General features: G+C 62.5%; 17 protein-coding genes and 1 pseudogene. All 18 read right to left on the reverse strand.

Annotated elements, in window-relative coordinates; genetic code table 11:
• Positions 1–46: 46 nt before the first annotated feature.
• The 18 genes and pseudogenes from htpX to FYJ31_RS00900 all read right to left on the reverse strand — a co-directional run bounded on the left by htpX (position 47) and on the right by FYJ31_RS00900 (position 20973).
• Positions 47–985 (reverse strand): zinc metalloprotease HtpX, encoded by a 939-nt coding sequence (gene htpX / locus FYJ31_RS00820; protein ID WP_154535719.1) that lies wholly within the window; start codon positions 983–985, stop codon positions 47–49.
• Positions 986–1122: 137 nt separating this feature from the next.
• Positions 1123–2574, reverse strand: a complete 1452-nt coding sequence (locus tag FYJ31_RS00825; protein ID WP_326831158.1) for an FAD-dependent oxidoreductase — start codon at positions 2572–2574, stop codon at positions 1123–1125.
• A 291-nt stretch (positions 2575–2865) separates the two neighbouring features.
• A pseudogene (locus tag FYJ31_RS13145) lies at positions 2866–3057 on the reverse strand (HTH domain-containing protein); the annotation flags it as partial.
• Between the two features lie 128 nt (positions 3058–3185).
• A complete protein-coding gene (locus FYJ31_RS00830) occupies positions 3186–4874 on the reverse strand; it encodes a SpaH/EbpB family LPXTG-anchored major pilin (protein ID WP_154535720.1) in 1689 nt (562 codons plus the stop codon).
• A 280-nt stretch (positions 4875–5154) separates the two neighbouring features.
• A complete protein-coding gene (locus FYJ31_RS00835) occupies positions 5155–6075 on the reverse strand; it encodes a class C sortase (protein ID WP_406797998.1) in 921 nt (306 codons plus the stop codon).
• A gap of 288 nt (positions 6076–6363) precedes the next feature.
• Positions 6364–7218, reverse strand: a complete 855-nt coding sequence (locus FYJ31_RS00840) for an urease accessory protein UreD (protein ID WP_154535722.1) — start codon at positions 7216–7218, stop codon at positions 6364–6366.
• Positions 7219–7273: 55 nt separating this feature from the next.
• Positions 7274–7885, reverse strand: a complete 612-nt coding sequence (gene ureG / locus FYJ31_RS00845) for an urease accessory protein UreG (protein WP_012576564.1) — start codon at positions 7883–7885, stop codon at positions 7274–7276.
• 39 nt (positions 7886–7924) lie between these two features.
• Positions 7925–8746, reverse strand: coding sequence for an urease accessory protein UreF (locus tag FYJ31_RS00850; protein WP_154535723.1), 822 nt, complete (start codon positions 8744–8746; stop codon positions 7925–7927).
• 29 nt (positions 8747–8775) lie between these two features.
• Positions 8776–9414, reverse strand: coding sequence for an urease accessory protein UreE (locus FYJ31_RS00855; protein WP_229773805.1), 639 nt, complete (start codon positions 9412–9414; stop codon positions 8776–8778).
• A 172-nt stretch (positions 9415–9586) separates the two neighbouring features.
• Complete coding sequence (gene ureC, locus FYJ31_RS00860; protein WP_154535725.1) at positions 9587–11308, reverse strand: urease subunit alpha; 1722 nt, start codon at positions 11306–11308, stop codon at positions 9587–9589.
• 2 nt (positions 11309–11310) lie between these two features.
• The gene (gene ureA, locus FYJ31_RS00865) at positions 11311–12009 is read right to left on the reverse strand and encodes an urease subunit gamma (RefSeq protein WP_154535726.1); all 699 of its coding nucleotides are present in this window, start codon (positions 12007–12009) and stop codon (positions 11311–11313) included.
• 108 nt (positions 12010–12117) lie between these two features.
• Positions 12118–13137: a HoxN/HupN/NixA family nickel/cobalt transporter gene (locus FYJ31_RS00870; RefSeq protein ID WP_174772538.1), complete on the reverse strand. Its 1020-nt coding sequence runs from the start codon at positions 13135–13137 to the stop codon at positions 12118–12120.
• A gap of 206 nt (positions 13138–13343) precedes the next feature.
• The gene (locus FYJ31_RS00875) at positions 13344–14054 is read right to left on the reverse strand and encodes an ATP-binding cassette domain-containing protein (protein WP_214646444.1); all 711 of its coding nucleotides are present in this window, start codon (positions 14052–14054) and stop codon (positions 13344–13346) included.
• Positions 14051–14968: an urea ABC transporter ATP-binding protein UrtD gene (urtD, locus tag FYJ31_RS00880; protein WP_174772539.1), complete on the reverse strand. Its 918-nt coding sequence runs from the start codon at positions 14966–14968 to the stop codon at positions 14051–14053. The genes FYJ31_RS00875 and urtD overlap by 4 nt, the downstream gene beginning before the upstream one ends.
• Complete coding sequence (urtC, locus tag FYJ31_RS00885) at positions 14965–16080, reverse strand: urea ABC transporter permease subunit UrtC (RefSeq protein ID WP_154535727.1); 1116 nt, start codon at positions 16078–16080, stop codon at positions 14965–14967. Before urtC ends, urtD begins: the two co-directional genes overlap by 4 nt.
• Before the next feature lie 21 nt (positions 16081–16101).
• Positions 16102–16980, reverse strand: coding sequence for an urea ABC transporter permease subunit UrtB (gene urtB, locus FYJ31_RS00890; RefSeq protein WP_229773806.1), 879 nt, complete (start codon positions 16978–16980; stop codon positions 16102–16104).
• Positions 16981–17158: 178 nt separating this feature from the next.
• On the reverse strand, positions 17159–18460 hold the full coding sequence (urtA, locus tag FYJ31_RS00895) for an urea ABC transporter substrate-binding protein (protein ID WP_144099191.1): 1302 nt from the start codon (positions 18458–18460) through the stop codon (positions 17159–17161).
• Between the two features lie 350 nt (positions 18461–18810).
• A complete protein-coding gene (locus tag FYJ31_RS00900; protein ID WP_154535804.1) occupies positions 18811–20973 on the reverse strand; it encodes a heavy metal translocating P-type ATPase in 2163 nt (720 codons plus the stop codon).
• Positions 20974–21130 lie beyond the last annotated feature (157 nt).

A 21130-nucleotide genomic window follows, 5' to 3' on the forward strand; every position in this document is an offset into this window, starting at 1 on the left:
CCATGAACAACGAAAAAACAATGATGGAGACCTACGTAGGAGGCACTTAGCGAATAGTTCGTGTGGAGTAGGTGGGCGGAGCGATCGGCGTGCCGTTCATTTCGTTGGCCATCTGCATGAGACGCGCGATGCGGTCCTCGGTCGGTGGATGCGTGGAGAACAGGCGTGAGAAGCCGGCCATGGAGAACGGATTGGCGATCATCATCGCGGAAACGGACTGGGTGCCCGCGGTCTTGCGCATCGGCTCGGCCTGCGCGCCATAGGAGATCTTGTTCAGCGCCGAGGCGAGGGCTTCGGGGTCTCCGGTCAGCAGGCTGCCGTCCTCGTCGGCGTCGTATTCGCGCGTGCGGGAGATGGCCATCTGGATCAGGGAGGCGGCGATCGGCGCGAGAATCATGCTCAGCAGCGCACCAATCAGGCCGAGTCCGCCGGAATCGTTACGGTCGTCGCTCCGGTCGTCGCCGAAGTACATCAGGGAGTAGCCCAGGTAGGAGATGACGGTGGCCATGGCGGAGGCGATGGCGGAGGTCAGGATGTCACGGTTGTACACGTGCATGAGTTCATGGCCCAGCACGCCGCGCAATTCGCGGGCGTTGAGTATCTGGAGGATTCCTTGGGTGCAGCATACGGCCGCATGCCGTTCGTTGCGTCCGGTGGCGAAGGCGTTCGGACTCATGGTGGGGGCGATGTAGATGCGCGGCATGGGCTTGCCGGCCTTGGCGCTCAGTTCGCGCACGATCTGGTAGATTTCGGGGGCTTCCCGTTCGCTGACCTCCCGCGCGCCCATAGAGGCGATGGCGAGTTTGTCGGAAAACCAGTAGGTGCCGAACGTGGTGACCAATCCGATGATGATATAGACGCCCAACGTCTGCCTGCTGCCGCCCGTGGCCCACCAGATGAGCATGATGACGGCCCACATCAGGGTAAAGAGCAACGTCGTTTTCAGGCCGTTGAAGTGGCCGTGCACCCGTACTTTGGCATCCATATTGCACACACTAAAGTCGCAGGCTGAATGATTGCTGGATATGCGCCAAGCGCAATGTCGAATATTCGCCCGGCCCGCCCGGCCGCGCCCACACGGGGCGCGGGTACGGACGGGTGCCGGACGGCGTGGGCGAACCGTCAGGCGTGGGCGAGCTCGCGCATCTGCTCGGGATCGATGACCTTCTTGTGTTCGCGGCCTTCCTTGGCGCCCTCGGCACGCTCGAAGGCATCGACCTTCTTCCAGCCGGCGAAGTCGATCGGGCGAATGCCGCGCCCGGCCAGCAGTCGGTCGATGGATTCGGGGTCACGGTTGGCTGCCACACGGCCACCTTCAGCGGCCTTGGCCAGATCCTCGAGCATGTTGGTCACGATGGCGAGCGCGTCGGACTTGGTGGAGCCGATCAGGCCGACCGGGCCGCGCTTGGCCCAACCGGTGGCATACAGGCGTTCGCGGATCTCGCCGCCGTCGGCCTCGGTGGTGACGCGACCGTCGCCGTTCGCGTTGGCGAGGTGCGCGCCCTTCGCATCGTAGGCGATGCCGGGGGCTTCGGCGGGCCGGTAGCCGATGGCATGGTAGACGGCCTCGACCGGGTAGTCCGTGAACTCGCCGGTGCGGTGCATCCTGCCATCGGCGCCGGTCTCGGTACGTTCCACGCGGATGGCCTTGACCTTGCCGTCCTCGCCGAGAATCTCGGTGGGGGCGGAGTTGAAGTGCACGTAATACCTGCGGTCGGCCGGATTGCCTTCGAAGTCGACGTCGCCGTCATCTTCCATGTCTTCGGCCATCTCGCGGATGGCGAACAGTTCCTCGACCATCTGACGGGTGAGCTTGTCCTTGCCGGCCACCTCGATGGTCTCGTCGTCCAAGTCGAAGTCGCCTTCGTTGATGATGAGCTGCACGCCGGGCAGCTTCTCCATCTCGCGCAGTTCCTGCACGCTGAACTTGGCCTGGGCCACGCCACGGCGGATGAACAGGTGGAGCACCTTGGCCTTGTTCTGGCCGATGCCCTCGTACACGTTGTCCGGAATGTCGGTCTTGGCCTTGAGGTCGTCGGCGTTACGCATGAGCTCGCGGGCCACATCCATGGCCACGTTGCCGCCGCCGATCACGGCGACGTTCTCGGCCGTCAGCGGCCATTCGCGGGCACCGGTGGGGTACCCGTCGTACCATTCGACGAACTTGGCGGCGCCGTACACGCCTTCGAGATCGGCGCCGGGCAGGTTCAGCGGCTTGTCCTTGACCGCGCCGGTGGCGAACAGCACGGCGTCATAGCGGGCCAGCAGTTCGTCGAGGGTCACGTCCTTGCCGAATTCCACATCGCAGTACAGGTGGATGTTCGGGTTATCGAGCGTCTTCTCCAGCGCGGAGGCGATGAACTTGATGGACGGGTGGTCCGGGGCCACACCGTAACGCACCAGGCCGAACGGCACGGGCAGCTTCTCGAACAGGTCGATGCGCGCTTCGGTGCCAAGGCCGAGTCCCTCACCCAACTTCTTGAGCTGGCGCAGGAAGATGTCGGAGGAATAGACGCCGGCCGGCCCGGCGCCGATTACAGCAATGCGGAGTTCAGTATTCACGGATTCAGTCACGCGCTCTAGCCTAGCGCAAAGCCTTCCGCTGCGATAGGGGTCATTCGTGGGGGTGCGGGCGCATCTCGCGCCCGGCCGGTTCGCCTCTTGGTCGTGTTCGCGCTTGAGCATGTCGATGATGCGTTCGACGCGCAACAGTGCGGCGGAGAGATCATCGACCAGTTTCCGGGTCTCGTCAAGGAGCATGTCGACATTCTCCGAATCGGGATCGGGGGCGGGGACGCCCGCGGCCGCGGCGCGTTTCTCGCGTTCGACGGTGATCCAACGATGCGTGCATCGTTCGATTCGTTTCCTTCCGACGATCACGTTCGGCAGTCCCGCATCACGGAAGATGGCGGAGGGGCTTTTGCCGTTCAGGTATTCGCGCAGGAACCGTTTCTTGAACTCCGATGAGTAGATGATTCTGGTGGGCGTGACGGTATCGACCGCCCGCAGGCTCCGCAGGTATCTGATTTCAGAGTCGGTGAATTCCCTTGTCATCATTGCTTCTCTTCACACGCGACGGCATATGCGATAGAGGTGGGTTCCCATGATGGATGCATGGGAACCAACCTCGCGCCGGACGAACATCTCCCGAACAGGGCGCGATCGGGGAAGGTCCGTCACATCATTCAGGCGATGGCGCTCGTCTTGCGGGATTTGACGCCGACGGTCACGCCGGCACCGATCAGCAGGACCGCGACCACGGTGAACAGCATGGTGCCCGCGCCACCGGTGAGCGGCAGCTGGGTGATGCTCTTCACGTTCTCGACGGTCACTTCGGCGCCGTTGCCGTTCGAGACCAGCCCCCACCTGTCGCTGCCGGTGGCGCTATCGGCGTCGATCGCATAGGTCGGGCTTGCGGTCTGGGCGGCGCCGGTTCCCGTGAGGTTGGCCTTGATTTCGAAGCTGAAGGACACGCCCACGTTGGTGTAGCCGGCCGGGGCGGCGATCTCCTCGATGGTGTACTTGCCTTCGTCAAGGGCGGGGAACCTGACCTTGCCGTCCTGGCCGGTGGCGAACACGCCGGCGGCGGTGCCGGTGGCGGTGGATTCTGGCTTCGCGGCCAATTCGCTCCAGGCGCCCTTGCCGTCCTTACCGGTGGTGTAGGCGAGGTACTTGCCGTCCGCCTTGTTCTGCTTGATGGCGAACTTGGCGCCTTCGAGCGTGGTGTTGGTGGTCTTATCCTTCTTGAGCAGGGTGTAGTCGAAGTTGAAGACCTTGACCGGGGTGCCCGGGACCTCCTGCTTGTTCTCGTTGTTGGTCGGATCGTTCGGGTACTTGATCGCCGGCTTGTTGGCCGCGCCGGCGTTGCCGGTGCTGCCGGTCACGGTGGCCTTGTATTCGACGGTCACGGTCTTGCCGACCAGATCGGCGTCCGTGAACGTGGACTCGGGCTTGGGCGCCGAAGTGCCGAAGAAACCATTGGCTGTGATGTACTTGTTCAGGTCGATGGTGAAGGTCTTCGACGTGGCGCCGAAACCGGTGACCGTGTAGTCCTTGTCGGCAGTCAGCACCTGGCCACCGACCTTGACGGTCAGGGTGCCGGGCTTATAGGACAGCGGCGCGTTCGCGTCGAACGTATCGGACACGGTGAACTGGTAGCCCTGGACCTTGTACCCCACGTAGTTCGGGATCGCGGTCGTGATCGTATAGGAGGCGTCCTGTCCGGCCGCGACGGTCTGGTCGGCGACGGTCTTGCTGACCGATGCGGTCTGGTTCTTCATGGCGATCCGGCCGGTGGACACCTGTTTGCCGTTGATGGTCAGCGGCGTGCCGGCGAGAATCGGCAGCGACCTGCTGCTTGCGTCGGTCGCGGCCTGGTCCACGATCAGCCACAGGCCCGGGCTGGTCAATGTGAATGTGGCGGTCGTGCCGTTGATGACCGGAGTGAAGGCGCTCTTCGCTTGGGGTGCGAGTGCATCGGCAAGGCCGCGGGTGGTGCCATCTCCGAGCCACGGGCTCGCGACGGACTGGTCGAGCTTGGGGGCGTCTTGCTGCTGCGCCCAGGCGAGCGGGTCGCCGTCCGCCTCGGCGTAGTGGCTCGTGGCGGTGAGATACTTGACGACTTCCGCCTTCACGTCATCCTCGGTCCTGAGGGTGACGCTCTGGTTCGGCTCGGTGCCGTACACGTCGTAGGACGCGATTTTCACGGCCTTGAACGTGTGACCGGTCAGCTGCCCGGCGGTCTGGGCATTGAGTGTGATGGTCGCGTCGCCGGTGGTGACGGTCTGGGCGTCGGCGCTGGCCACGGCGACGGTGCCCAGGCTCGCGGCGGTGGCGATGGCAGCCACCATCGCCGTGATGTTCTTGAGCCTCATGGAACTCTCCTTCTTGTCATGGAACCGCCCGGTCTGCTGGCCGAACGGGCCGCGCGCCGTGACATACGGGACACGCGAAATCCTGTTGCTATGATCTGTGACGATCAGGCCAGTCGGCGCCTATGCTTACGCCGTTATGGGTATGAACGACCGGAATGGGCGGGGCGGCATCGCCTCCGTCTACGACATGCGGATGAACGCGAGGCCTATTCCCCGCGTCTGCGGCTCCAATGCGATACCCCCCCCCCGAGGAGATTTCCCCGTCGGTTCATCGGCGTTCTCATTTCGAGACCCTTCCATGGGCATGAACGATCATCACGCCGGAGCTGTGCCGGGACACCTCAATCGGGCGTTGCAGTATCAGGGGCGCGCCCAGCAGGGCAAGGGCATACATCATCAGCACGGGGGCAGGCAGGGGACACAGCCCATGGCCCATCGAAGTGGACGTCTGGGCCGGGATATCGGCACGCAGGGCGGAGACGAGCAGCCGGTGCGTGTTCACGCCATATGGCGTGCACGTCATCAAGGTGACGCGATCCTCGCCTGTGACGATTCTGAGTTTCGACACATCGGACGGTTCGATCACGCTGATACGGTCGATCCTGTATCCGAGGGTTTTCCCCATCACCGTGATACGGAAAACGTCGCCCGGCTTCAATTCGTCGAGACGGGTGAACATCAGTGCTTTGACCAAACCCCTGTGACCGGTGATGACCGTATGCGTATCGGCGCCGCCGACCGGCAAGCTGCTGCCGTACAGGTGTCCCGCTCCGAGTTCGAGAACGGATTCCGAGGTGCCGTGGTAGATGGGAAGGTTCACGCCGATTTTCGGAATGACGATCGAGCCCATGACCCCATCGCCGGTATCGAGCTCCGACTCGTATGCCTTGTCGGAAACCGATCCGGTGGAATCGGTGAATGGGTCGCGCGTCTCGCCGAAGATGTACTGGCCGTGGGCGGCAAGGGCGCGATTGTACGCACGGGCCTCCTTGAGCTTGCCCTCCGTCCGCTGGTTCGACCAGCCGGAGACTTCACGCTCCGAACGCATGACGACGCTGGACTGGGCCGCGGCGGCCCTTGCCTGCAACACGGACGGCATGGCAATCACCCCCAATCCCAACACCACCAGCACAATGGTCGTAACGGAGAGCAGCTTTCTCCTCATCAGCAGACGGCGTCTGGCCTTCCAGGAAGCGCGAATCACATCGATTCCCAGAACTGCCCACCACTCCTGACCGACACTCCCGGAAAGCCCCATCCGCGACCTCCAAGGTAATTCATGCCGCTCCTTCGTTGGGGAAACATTATATTGGCCGGAGAGCCGAACAACCGGGCCATGGTTCATCTCATGGATGTGCGGACCCCCTTCCCCACATCCGCATGATCATCGCGGCGTTCGGTGTTCACTCATTCGCCCGGGGAGCCCCCCCCCCCGAGAACCCCCCCGAGAACCCATTATTCGACACGCCGTGCGCGAGTGTTCGGTTATCTACCGCAGCAATTGCGCGACTTCGGCAAGGAACCCGAAGGCGTCGTCCCCACGGTCGGTGAGCAGACGCACCGCGATCCCCTCGTTCTGGCGGCTCACGCCGATCTCGCCTCTCGGCCCACGATCGTGCGCCAGTGCACGAATCCGTTCGACGAGCTCGTCCTCCGCCGTCATCTGCGTCCGCCTTGACTCCCGGCGGGGAACGTGCAGATAGGCCATGCCGCAGTGGGTGAACTCCCGCCACATGGCCGTATCCGTATACGTGAAGCGGTCCGGTTCAAGCAGCAGGCGGTCGGCGAAGACCAGACGCGGGGCGGATTCCTCCCCGTCGCCACGGGGGCGAGACCGGGGACCGCCCTCCTCGCTCGTCTCGTCCACATAGACGCGAGTGGAGCTGCTGAACCGCCGCATTTTCCACCGCTCCCCCATGCCCACGCGACCACAGGTGACCACATCCGCATACATGAATGACGATTGCGCACCGATATGGGCGTTCGTGACGTTCGAGAACACCGAGTGCGCGAACGGGATGACCGGGAACGGCAGGAACACGGCTCTCGCGTTGTCCAGCACCGTCAGGTCGATGGTTCGTTTCGCCTCGCCGTCAGCCGTGTCGAGTACTTTCTCGTAACTCTGCGTGCGCATCGTCGTATCGGTATCGGCTCCGAACGTGCACTCGATATGCGCCACATCGCCGCCAAGGAAACCGGGGGATGCGAGCATGACCATGCAATCCGTGTGCGCGCCGTCATGAAACGGCGTCATCAGCTTGAATGGCGCCTCGAAATACAGGTCGTCCACTTTGGTGCGCCCATGACGGAACGCCGTGGACATGCGGAATGTGCTTTCCGGCATACGCCCCTCTTACGGTCGTGCGGTGCGTGGTCGTGCGATGGCGTGATTCATGCCGTCACCGCATGTCCTCGAACAAGACCGATTTCCTGATCCATGCGATGACGTCGTCCACGCCTTTGTCGTTCATCAGATCGGTGAAGAGGTACGGTCGGCCGTTACGCATCCTCTCGGAATCGCGCGCCATCACATTCAGATCGGCGTGCACCAGATCCGCGATATCGGTCTTGTTGATGACCAGCAGATCGGACCGCGTCACGCCCGGCCCTCCCTTGCGGGGGATCTTGTCTCCCTCATCGGTGGCGATCACATAGATCGTCGCATCCGCCAGATCGGGGCTGAACGTCGCGGACAGATTGTCCCCGCCGGATTCCACGAAGATGATGTCCACGTCCGGGTGAGACGCGGCCATCGCCTCGCACGCCTCCAGATTCATCGAGCAGTCCTCGCGAATGGCGGTGTGCGGGCATCCTCCGGTCTCCACGCCCACGATCCGGTCCTCGGGCAGGCGCGAATTGGCGATCAGGAATTCGGCGTCTTCCTTCGTGTAGATGTCGTTCGTCACGACGCATATCGAATAATCGTCGGCCATCTTGCGGGTCAGCCGCTCGATCAGAGCGGTCTTGCCGGAGCCAACGGGTCCCGCCACGCCGATTCTCACATAACTCATGATGTTCCTTTCTTTCAACACTGTGGTATTTCCGTCTGCTCAGCTCATGTACAACCGTGAGTACAACGTTTCGTGCTGCATGGCCGCGATGTCGATGTACGCCCCGGATACACCCAGGTCATCGGGAGTGAGCGTGAGCGCCAGATCGACCGCGGCGACGATTTCGGGAAACGCACGACTGAGCGCCACCTGCCCTGCATACTGGCTGATCGGCACGGCTTTGACCGCGCAGACGGTGAGTGCGCTGAGCAGCGAGTAGCAATAGGTGACGGCCGCGTCCCGCAGCGACGCCGCCTTGTCGGCGGCATACAGACCCATGACTATCGAGTGCATGCCGAAACAGGTTCCCGCATCCACGAGTCGCTTGTACCGGTCGACGTGTGGAATGGTGCGCGGACGGGCGGCGCCTCCCCGTTTGGACGCCTCCCCGCGGTCGACGCCATGCCCGCGCCTTGAATCGACGGGCTGCAACGGTTGGGCCTCCATCTGATCGACGAGTTTGATCATGCGCATGCACATGCGGTTCTGCCCCTCACGAATCTCCCTCGCCGACTGCAAGGCCACGCACAATGCGTCGAGCTCGGCGAGTCCGTTCACGAAACCGGCGTCATCGGGGTCACGGCCCGCGGCCATCTTGCCCGCGATCACCATCTGCCCGATCTCGCGGTATGCGGCAACCTCCACATAGTCTTTTAGATATTGCTCGAAATCAGCCGAGGACCGCAGCAGGTCGCGTTGCACGAAGGTCTCCATGCCGTTCGACAAGGCGAATGCGCCGACGGGAAAAACACTGTCGCACACCTGCAGCATCGCAAGATGACGCAGGGCGCATTCATCAGCCGGGGAGCCGGCATGGGGCATCGTGTGTTCCTTCATGTGTACGGACGGCATCAGTGCATATGCCAGGTTTGGCCGTGATCGTGCGAATGCATGCCGTCGGCGCGATGCAATACGCCGTTGGCTTCGTATTCGCTTTTCTCGTGGTGATGTTCGCCGATGGCATGGGCGTGGGGCCCATGCCGTTCGGCCTCCTGCTCTTCTTCGGCCAGATCGCCGGTGGTTTTGTTCGTGCCCGGAACGATGGTGCCGGCGCCGGCATGCGCTTTGACGATGAGGAATCCATCGAATCCGCCCTCGATGACGCGCGGATCGAATCCGATCTTCTTCGTGTATTCCATGGTCGGATGGTCGTATGGCACCAGCACGCGGCCGTCCTCCACCTTCAGGCTGAGATGGCGGTTGCCCAGTTCGAAGCACAGACGCCCCATCTCCTTCATGGAATGCACCGGAATCTCGATGAGCTGCGCGGTGCGGATACGGGCGAAATAGCGTTTGTCGGCGGTTTCGGCGAGCACATCGCCGTCTGCGATGGTGGTGCCGACCGCGACGCCGAACTCGGTGCCGTCGGCGGCGACTTTGCGCATGCGCTTCTTATCGGCCTCGAACCATTCGAATTCGATCGGAACGTTCAGCTTGCCGTCGGAGAATGTGTCCGAAATGATGTTGCCGGAGATGCGGTTGGCGATCATGAGCCTGCTGCCGCCTTTCGTTTGCATTGCCTGTGATGGTCACGCAGAACGCTAGACGCCGAAAAGGGCGGGCATGTAAACACGGGGAAACGATTCGGCAACGAGGCCCTCCTTTCCGGTGTGGGTGCCCGCGTCCTCACGCATGGCGACGCGGGCACCCGTTCTTCGACGCCTAGAACAGGAAGTACCGCTGCGCCAACGGCAGTTCCGCCACCGGTTCGCTGTGGATCGGCTCGCCGTCGACGCTCACTTGGAACGTCTCGGGGTTGACCTGAATATCCGCGATGGTGTCATTGAACTTCAGATCCTTCTTACCGATGCCACGGCAGTGGCGCACCGGAAGCACCTGCCGTTCGAGACCGAGCCGGCCGGCGATGTCGTCGTCATGGGCGGCCTGCGAGACGAATGTGGCGCATGAGGAGCCCAAGGCCTTGCCCATCGCGCCGAACATGTCGCGGTACAGCACCGGCTCGGGAGTAGGTATGGACGCATTCGCGTCGCCCATACGCGCATGGAGGATCGATCCTCCCTTGATGATCATCTCCGGTTTGGCGCCGAACAGCGCCGGCTGCCAAAGCACCAGATCGGCCATTTTCCCGACTTCGACGGAACCGACGTAATCGGAGATGCCGTGCGTGATGGCCGGATTGATGGTGTATTTCGACACGTACCGCTTCACACGGAAATTGTCGTTGCGGTTGTTGTCGTGCGCATCCTCGGGGAGCGGGCCGCGTTGCTTTTTCATCTTGTCGGCCGTCTGCCAGGTACGGGTGATGACCTCACCGACCCGCCCCATGGCCTGCGAGTCCGAACTCATCATGGAGATCAGCCCAAGGTCATGAAGCACATCCTCGGCCCCGATGGTCTCGGGGCGAATACGCGAATCGGCGAAGGCGATGTCTTCCGGCACATTGCGGTCAAGATGATGCGTGACCATCATCATGTCGAGATGTTCATCGATGGTGTTACGGGTGAACGGCATGGTCGGGTTCGTGGAGCTCGGGAGCACGTTGGGGAAACTGGCCGCGCGGATGATGTCGGGCGCGTGGCCGCCGCCCGCCCCTTCGGTGTGATAGGTGTGGATGGTCCGGCCCTTGAATGCGGCGATGGTGTCTTCGACGCATCCTCCCTCATTCAGGGTGTCCGTATGGATGGCCACCTGCACGTCCATGTCGTCGGCGACACCGAGGCATGTGTCGATGACGGCCGGGGTCGCGCCCCAATCCTCGTGGATCTTCAATCCGGCCGCTCCCGCACGAATCTGCTCGCGCAATGGTTCCGGCGATGATCCGTTGCCTTTGCCCAGATACGCGACGTTCACCGGCATGGCTTCGGCGGCTTCGATCATGCGGGCGATGTGGAACGCGCCCGGCGAGCATGTGGTGGCGTTGGTGCCGTCAGCCGGCCCGGTGCCGCCGCCGACCATGGTGGTGACGCCGCCGGCAAGAGCCGTGCGGACTTGCTGCGGCGCGATGAAATGAATATGGGTGTCGATGCCGCCGGCGGTGAGGATGAGCCCTTCACCGGCGATTGCCTCCGTGCACGCGCCGACTGCAAGACCCGGGGTCACACCGTCCATGGTCTGCGGGTTGCCGGCCTTGCCGATCGCGCTGATCTTCCCATTCTTGATGCCGATATCCGCTTTGTAGATGCCGGTGTAATCGACGACGAGCGCGTTGGTGATGACCGTGTCCGGCGATTCGGAGTCCTTCTGGACGGATGACTGCCCCATGCCGTCCCGGAAGGATTTTCCGCCGCCGAATTTCAATTCGTCGCCATAACGCGCGTAATCCTTCTCGACCTCGATCAACAGACCCGTATCCCCCAAGCGCACCCGATCGCCGGTGGTCGGCCCGAACATGCCCGCATAGTCGCTTCTGGTGATGGTTCTCATGTTCAGTCCTCCGTTTCCTCATCGAAGCCGAGGAAACCCTGCTCCTTGGCTCTGGCGAACGCCGCCTCGCGCACCTTGGGATCGTCGAGCCTTCCTTCGGTCAGCGCGTTGAAGCCGTGCATTTCACGGCTGCCCCTGAAATCGACGAGTTCGACCCTGTGGGATTCACCGGGTTCGAAGCGCACGGCGGTGCCGGCCGCGATGTCAAGATGCTTCCCGTATGCGGCCTTGCGATCGAATCTCAAATACTTGTTGACCTCGAAGAAGTGGAAATGGGAACCGACCTGAATCGGGCGATCCGCGGTATTGGTCACATCAAGCGCGATGGGCTCGCTGTCTGGATTGAGCTCGATATCGTCATCGGCGAGAATATATTCACCCGGCTTGAGCTCCTCGGTCGTCTCGATGGGGTCATGGATGGAGACCAGTTTGGTGCCGTCCGGGAAGGTGGCCTCCACCTCCACTTCGGAGATCGTCTCGGCGACACCGGGCATGACGTCATCCGCGGATACGATGGTGCGCCCATAGTGCATGAGCTCCGCCACGGTCCTGCCTTCGCGGGCACGTTCCATCACCTCCGAACTGATGAGCGCTATCGCCTCGGCGTAGTTGAGCTTCACCCCCCTGCCCCTTCGCTCCTTGGCCAATTCCCCCGCCAGATGGAGGAGCAGCTTGTCGGTTTCCCTTGGCGCCAGTCTCATATTCGACCCCTTGTCGTTGATTGCCTCACAGTGTTGCCGTTGCGCGTGCGCGGGAGGATTCTCCTCGCCCGCACGTCGATGATGCCGCGGATCGCGTGGCGGCGATGGTCACGCCCAATGTTGCTCGACCTTGCCGTATTTCCAGATCAGCACCGAGACGAGCCAGAAACCGATGAACAGCACGACCATCGCATAACCGAGGTAATTGAAGTCGATTCCCTGCACCCAGTTCCAGAATCCGCTCCGAAGATTCATGGCCGTGGCGATGACCTGCAACAGTTCGACCACGCCGATCATCACCGCGGCAAGCACCGAAGCGGAGGTGATGGTCAGGTTGTAGTAGACCTTGCGCACCGGCGTGTCGAAGGCCCACTCGTATGCGCTGGACATCATCACCGAATCCGTGGTGTCCATGAGATTCATGCCCGCGGCGAACAGTATCGGAAGGCAAAGCGTGCCGTACAGCGGGATGTTCGACTGCGTGGCGCCGGCCGACATGGCCAGCAACGCGACTTCGGTGGCGGTGTCGAATCCGAGTCCGAAGAGCAGCCCTATCGGATACACATGCCAGCTTCTGGTCACGAAGGCGAAAAGCCTGCCGAAGATTCTGTTGATGAAACCTCGCGAGTCGAGCATCGCGCTGAACGCGTTGTCGTCGTAATCCTTGCGATGGCCTTTCATGGAGCGGAAGACCCGGACCATGTCCACGAGCACGACCGCGTTGAACACCGCGGTGAGAATCAGGAACATTCCGGAGACCGTGGCGCCGACGTATCCGCCGATCTGCTGGAACGCGGCCATATGCGCCTGAGCCCACTTGGACGACAATCCCAGAAGCAGCGCCATGAGGAACACGATGGTCGAATGACCCAAAGAGAAGAAGAATCCGACGCCGTTCGGGTTTCTTTTCAGCTGGATAAGCTTGCGCACGGTATTGTCGATCGCCGCGATGTGATCCGCATCGAACGCGTGGCGCAGACCCAGCGTGTAGGCGAGCATTCCCAACCCGAGCAGCACGGGAGCCGTTCCGGCCGCCATGAGCAGCATGCCGATGCCTAGAATATGCAGCATCGCCGTTCCCATATAGTACGGCAATCCCGCCTTCACGATTCGTCGCAGACCTTTCACTAACACTCTCCTTGCAGGTCACGGGAACCGGAATCGGGCACCGCGCGCCGACCCGTCCATCCGTGAATCCGTTATGGGCGCAACCATAGGGACCGCGTATTACGTCACGGCTACAACCATGTTTCCGCGAATCACGGCCGAAGCCGCGGGCGGGACTGCCGGGCCCGTGGAGCGGCCGGCATCCCCGCCCGACTGCGACCGGCACGTCAGACGCGCATGGCGTCCTTCGCCTCCCCGACCGCGCCGGCGCCGCCATCTCCGGCGCCGATGAACCGGCCTGCGGCGAGAACATAGTAGCGATCCGCACGTTCGACCGCGAATTGCACTTTCTGTTCGACGAGCATCACGGCGATGCCCTTGTCTTCGGCCATCGAACGGATGGACCGTTGGATCTCCGCCACGATATTCGGCTGGATGCCTTCCGTGGGCTCGTCCAGGATCATCAGTTTCGGTCTGGTGATCAACGCCCTGGCAATGGATAGCTGCTGGCGCTGGCCGCCGGAGAGAAGACCGGCACGACGGTCGGCGAACTCCCTCAGCACGGGGAACGCCTCCATCGCTTCGTCATACCGGCTCTGCGCTTCGGCGCCGTAACGGTCGGCTACCACGCGCAGATTCTCGTCCACGGTCATTTGCCCAAAGGATTGCTGGCCTTGCGGAACAAACGCCATGCCCATGCGGATGCGTTTGTTCGGCGCGACGCGAGTGACATCCACGCCATCGAAGGTGATCGATCCACCGGTCGCCGGGAGCAGACCGACCACCGATTTCAACAGGGTGGTCTTCCCGGCGCCGTTGTTGCCGACGATGCTCACCCACTCACCGGGGCGGACGGACACGTCGATGTCGTTGACCACGGACACCTTGCCATAGCCTGTGCTTAACCCCCTGATCTCCAACATGTTCTCTGCCATCATCGATCTTCTCCTCCGCCAAGGTAGATTCTGACCACTTCCTCGTTGTTCTGGATGTCCTCGACGCTGCCTTCGGCGAGGATCCGCCCCTGATTGAGCACGGTGACCGAGTCGGCGAATTGACGCATGAAATCCATATCGTGTTCGACGATGACGACCGTGCGATTGCGGCTGATGCGCGTGAGCAGTTCACCGGTGGCCTGACGTTCCGCCGGCGTCATGCCGGCGACCGGTTCATCGAGGAGAAGCAGACGCGCGTCCTGCACGAGCAGCATGCCGATCTCCAGCCACTGCTTCTTGCCGTGCGGCAGAATACCCGCCGTCTTATCCGCATCGCCGACGAGACCGCACACTTCCATGATGCTCTGGATGTTGCGCGACGTTCCCTCGGTTCTTCTGAATAATTCCGACATCTTCTTGTGCAGGCCTTCGGCGAGCTGCAGATTCTGCAGCACGGACAGCTCTTCCACGACGGAGGCCGTCTGGAAGGTGCGGCCGACCCCCAGCCGGACGATATCGTTCGGCTTGCGTCCGATAAGCTCCTCCCCTCCGAACATGGCCGAGCCTGCGGCCGGCACCAGTCCGGTGATGGCATCGATGATCGTGGTCTTCCCGGCGCCGTTCGGACCGATCAGGAACCTCAGATCACCGTGCATGACGGTCAGGTCGATATCCTTGACCGCCACGAACCCGTCGAATTCGACATGCAATCCACGGATTTCGAGGTAGTCGTTCCATTGGCCGCCCTGGGCGTCCAAAGTCGCAAGCTGGCTCGCAAGCTCCTGGCGCTCCCTGGCGATCTCGGCCTTCATCCTGGCGGCCTCATCGCGGAAGCGTCTGGCTTCATCGCGCATCCTGCGCATCTCATCGCGCAGCTGATCCAGCTCGGCGCCCTCGGTCTTGTTTTCGTCGCTCATGCGTTCACCGCCTTTGTGGTCGTTGCCGCCTCGTTCGGCACCGTGGCCTTCACGCCATCATGGCCGAGCCTTCCGGCCAGCCATGGACGGAAGTTCCTGATCTGGCCAAGGCCCATCGGGGCGAAGGCGATGACCAGGATGAAGATCGCGCCTTCGACGTACGTCCAAACGGACGGGCAGGCCTCGGAGAGCTGCGTTTCGGCGAATCGAATGATCAGCGTGCCGATGACCGGACCGAGCAAGGTGCTTCTTCCCCCGATCACCACGCCGGCAAGCATCATGATGGATGGAATCACATCGATGTCGGAGGGGGAGATGATGCCGACGACCGGTACGAACATGGCGCCGCCGATGCCCGCGAACACGGCCGCGAGGGAGAACGTGAACACTTTGATGGAAGCGGGATTGTAGCCGAGGAACTTCATGCGGTTCTCCTGATCCCGCACGCCGATGATGAGCTCGCCCATGAATGAATGACGAATCCAATCGGCGATGAGCACCATGCCCAGCACGCAGAACGCGCAAATGTAGTAGATCATCCTTTTGTTGGCCGGGTCGGTCAAATCGTAGCCGAAGAAACCGGAGAAGTCGTTCAGGCCATTGGTGCCGCCCGTGGTCTTGGACTGGCCGACAAGCAGCACGGCGAACGCGGCGACCAACGCTTGGGAAAGGATCGCGAAGTAGGCACCACGCACGCCTCTGCCGAACACGGCCCAACCGAGGGCCGCCGCAACGGCGCCCGGCACCACGGCGACGCCGATGATGGTGACGACCGGATTGCGGAAAAGTTCCCAGAATCCGGGAAGTCTGTCGATGCCGTACTGCGCCATGAAGTCGGGAACCGCGTTTGGACCGAGTTCTTCGATCTTCAGGTGGATGGCCATCACATAGGCGCCGAGTCCGAAGAACAGTCCCTGGCCCAAGGTCAGCATGCCTCCCTGCCCCCATGCCAGGCCAATGCCGACCGCGACCATCGCGTAACACAGATATTTGGACAACAGCCCCAGACTGTACGCGCTCATGACCATCGGCGCGAGGATGATCAACGCGACGGCGGCGATGGAACCGATCCATGAACGGTACTTGGTGACGAATGCGGCAACAGATCCCATAACATGCACTCCCTTCTTGCCTTATGCCAGATTCCTGGAACGGACCGCGACCAGACCTTGAGGACGGAACTGCAGGAAGATCACCACGATCAGGAAAATGGACATCTGCGCGATGGACGACGAGGTCGGCAACTCGATCGCGGACTGGCACAGGCCAAGCGCGAAGGATGCGATGACGGCGCCCTTGAGCTGTCCGACGCCTCCGGCGACGACCACAAGGAACGCCTGCACGATGAACGAGGTACCGAAGTTATAGCTGATGGAGTTGAGCAGGCTCAAAGCCACACCGGCGATACCGGCGATACCGGATCCGATGAAGAAGGTCAGGTGATCCACCGTTGCGGTGGAGATTCCGGAGACCTCGGCAAGATCGCGGTTTTCGGCGGTCGCACGGATACGGCGTCCCAGCGGCGTGAACTTCAGCACCGCGTACAATGCGGCCACGCACACCACCGACACCACGAAGATGAACAGCCTCGATGCCGGGAAATCGTACCCGAACAACGTGACCGGCTCGGTCAGCGCTTCCGGCGCTTGGGCATAGACGCCCGTGGAGCCGAAGATGTCTCGCGCCACCTGCTGCAGCACCAGCGAAACGCCGAATGTGACCAGCAACGTGTCCAAAGGACGGGTGCGCATACGCGAAAGCAGCAGCACGTCCAGCAGCAGGCCGAGCAGACCCGCGACCACGAAACCGGCGACCAGCGCGAGGCCCAGTGCAAGCGTCTTGCTGGCGAAGACCGTGCTCATGACATACGCCGTGTACGCACCGGCCATCATGAATTCGCCATGCGCGTTGTTGATCACGCCCATCTGCCCGAAGGTCAACGACAGACCGAGCGCCGCCAGAAGCAGTATCGAGCCATTGGACAATCCCGCGACCAGCTGCGGTACAAGCATGTTCATCCCTCTATCTCCTTTTATTCATTTGGACGAATCCGAACCCGGGCTCTGCAGGCTCCCGGCCCACGCATACGCCTTGAGATACGAATCGGGCCTGCTGGGACCATATCGAGCCGCTTGGTAGTCCCTCGACAATCCGCGGTGCAAGCATGTTCATCCCTCCTTCTCCCTTCACTCACTTGGACGAATCCGAACCCGGGCTCTGCAGGCTCCCGGCCCACGCATACGCCTTGAGATACGGATCGGGCTTGATGGGGCCATCGGACTTCCACACGGTATGGATCAGACGATCATCGCCAATCCGGCCGATATACGACGTCTTGTAGATGTGGTGGTTTTCACCATCGACGGTGACCGTGCCTTCAGGGGCATCGAACGTGATGCCGTCGGCGGCGCGCTTTACGTCATCCACGGCGAAACTCTTCGCCTTCTCGACCATTTCCTTCCACAGGTACACGGAAGTGTAGGCGGATTCCATGGGATCCGAGGTCGGTCTGTCATGCCCGTACCTGGCTTTGAAATCCTTCACGAAGGTCCTGTTTTCCCCGTCGCCCAAAGTCTGGTAGTAGTTCCATGCGGTCAACTGGCCTTTGACGTTGTCCGAGCCGATCGAGGCGACTTCTTCTTCCGCGATGGACATGGAGATGACGGGAAGACTGTCCGCCTGCAGACCCGACGCCTTGTATTCCTTGAAGAACGCGACGTTGGAATCACCGTTCAGCGTGTTGACCACGGCGTCAGCCCCCGAGGCCTTGAGCTTATTGACGATGGTGCTGAAGTCCGTGGCACCCATCGGCGTGTATTCCTCTCCGACGATCTGCATGCCATTGTGTTTCGCATAGGCGCGCACGATGCGGTTCGCTGTTTGGGGGAACACATAATCGGATCCCACAAGGAACAGCCTTCTGCGGCCTTGCTCCTTGAGATAGTCGAGAGCGGGAACGATCTGCTGGTTCGGCGCCGCACCCGTATAGAAGATATTGGGGCTGGCCTCCATGCCTTCATACTGCAGCGGATAGAACAGCAGCGCATCGTCCGCTTCGAACACCGGCTTCATGGCTTTGCGGGACGCGGAAGTCCATCCGCCGAACACCGCCGCCACGCAGTTCTTTTCGATCAAGGTCTTGGCTTTCTCCGCGAACACCGCCGGTTCGGACTTGCCGTCCTGTTGCACGACTTCCAATTTCTTGCCGAGCACACCGCCCTTGGCGTTGATCTCATCGACCGCCATATGCAGCGAATCGGACACGGTCTTCTCGGAGAGGGCCATGGTGCCGCTCAGCGAGTTCACGAAACCGATGGCGATGCTCTTTGCGCTGGTATCCACACAGCTTTGCGCAGGAGTGCCGGAGCCATCGGATTCCATGGCCTTTCTGTCGGCCACGGTGCGGCCCCAGCCACAGCCGCTGGTCAAGGCGACCACCGCGGCGAGCACCATAGCGGCCGCGACCGGTCGCATCATTCCCAACTTCGCCATACGCCTGTTCCTCTCTCGTACGACGCCCAAGCAGTTACATGCCCATTTATCCCAACCCCTTTCGCGCATCGTGTTGCCCTTGTGTTTCCAAAACGTCTCACGTATGACGTCTTCGTTAACGAGACGCCGAAAACCCTGTGTTCACAAGGGAATACACGGGGATGGATTTCGCCCGGATGCCGACGGGCGCGGTTCCGCGCTTCGAGACGGGCGGCATCGGCATCGCCCGGAACGGGCCTTACAGCATGAACGCAAGAAGAGCGACGACAAAAAACAAGCCGGCCGTCGCACCGATATGCGATCGGTGCGACGGCCGGCTCCATGTCGCGGTACGCGGCGGGCCGTGTCCCCTAATCTCGATCGATCAGGGCGGTGAGGGCCCAGAGGATGCTCACCACGTCGATGGCCTCCTGGAGGAATGCGCCGACGACGACCGGAATGAGATCGAACGCGGCGGCGATCATGCCGATCACGGCGAGCGCAAGACCGACGATAACGGCTTGCAGCATCACACGCTTGGTGCGGCGGGCGATGGCGATGGCGCGCGGCACGGCCGCGATGTCATCGGTCATGATGACCACCTGGGCGCTTTCGGAGGCGGCGGTGGAGGTGCCGTCGGTCATGGCCACGCCGATGTCGGCGACGGCGAGCACCGGGGCGTCGTTCACGCCGTCACCGACCATCATCGTGACGGCGTTGCCGTCTTCCGCGGCGGACTTGACGGCGGCGACCTTGTCTTCGGGGAAGAGTTCGGCGTGGACCTCGTCAATACCGACCTCGTTCGCGATGATGTCGGCCGAGGCGCGCTTGTCGCCGGTGAGCATGGCGAGTTTGGCGACGCCCAGCGCATGCAGTTTGGCGAGCGCCGTCCCGGCATTGGCGCGCGGCACATCACGCAGCACGATGCGTGCGATCAATCGGCCGTCGATGGACACGTAGGACGCCATCTCGTCCGGCTGCAGCAGGCCGAAGCGCGTGCGGACATCCTCTTCCGTTCCGCCGGCGGCCTCCGTTCCGGGCCGCGGGTCGTGACGCGGGCCAGTGGGGTCGGCGTTGCCGGCCGTCAGGAATCCGTCCTTCCCGGCGGCGGCGAACGACAGCCGGCCCACACGCACCACGTGTCCGTTCACCTCGCCGGAAACGCCCTTGCCGGCCTCCTCGTTGATGCCCTTGACGACCGGATGCTCGCGGCCGACGCCGAACCAGACGGCGTCCGACTCGGGGCATGGCCGCCCATCGTTCTCGGACTGCCGGCGCAGTCTGGCCATCGCCTCCGTTCCGGCCTTGGCGATGCCTTTGGACAGGATATGCACCGAATAGCTTTCCACCACGCCGGCCATCATCAACACGTGGTCCCCGTCGAACTGGGTCGCCGCGCCGGGCAACATCTCGACGCGCACCACTTGCGGTTGTTTGACGGTGAGCGTGCCGGTCTTGTCGAAGAACACCTGGGTGACGCGGCCGAGGTTTTCCAGCACGTCCTGTGCTTTGATCAGCACGCCGGCCGCGGCGAGACGACCCGTGCCGGCGATGTATGCCACCGGTGCGGCGATGAGCAGCGGGCAGGGCGTGGCCAACACCAGCACCTGGGCGAATCGCGTCGGCACCCCGGACACCGCCCATGCGACGCCGGCAATCACCAACGAAAGCACGGTGAAGGGCACGGCCAGACGGTCGGCGGTTTTCACCACGGCCGGACGCGACTCCTGCGCGGACGCCACGAGTTCGAGGATGCGCTGATACTGCGAATCGGCGGCCACCTGTGTGGCGCGCATGGTCAGCGCCGATGAACCGTTCACCGCGCCGGACATCATGCGGGCGCCGGCGAACACTTCGCGCGGCACCGGTTCACCGTTGATGTTGCTCAGGTCAAGCGTGGCCGAGCCCGACAACAGTTCGCCGTCAACCGGCACGGTTTCGCCCGGCAACACCATCAGCACGTCGCCGAGCCGCACCTGTTCGACCGGCACCGTATCGAATCGATGCGCGGCCGACGCCGTCGCAAACTGGCCCACGCGGCGGAAGCCCTCGGATGCATCGCCGGCATCGCCTGCCGAGTCGCGTCCCACGCCGGGGAGGCTGACGACGTGCGCGGTCCGCGGCGCCGCCTCCATCAGCGCGGTCAGACTGTGTTCGGCCTTGGCCTGGGCGTACTCCTCGATGGCTTCACCGGACGTGACCATCAGCATCACCGCCCAGCTCGCCCAGTATTCGTGGACGGCCACAGTGGAGAGGATCGCGACCACGGCCAGCAGATCGACGCCGACCTGCCCGTGCCGCAGATCGTCGATCATGCCGCGCACGGTGTCGGCCACGATGATCAGCACCAGTGCGATAACCAGCCACTGGCCGAAGCCCGGATTGCAGAGTACCGGAATCGCCATCGCATTGCCCCACGGACGCCAATCGCCTAGTAAAGCCAACGGAATCGCGGCGATGACGACGACCGGCAGCATCGGTACAAGCCGGCAAATATCGAGGATTTTGGTGAAGAATCTGATGAGTTTGCTCATCATTGCTCCTTACGCTCGTATACGGAGTCGATTGCGGTACGGCAAGCGTGGCCCGCGCAATCGGCGCTGCGGTCACGCCTTGTTAACCCACCGGCGTCCATGCCTGGGGCCTCGCATCGCTCAGCTCCCGCGTGACCTTCCGATACACGGCGTAAAG

This window comes from Bifidobacterium sp. WCA-178-WT-4B (assembly GCF_009696495.1).
In the GTDB taxonomy this organism is placed as follows: domain Bacteria; phylum Actinomycetota; class Actinomycetes; order Actinomycetales; family Bifidobacteriaceae; genus Bifidobacterium; species Bifidobacterium infantis.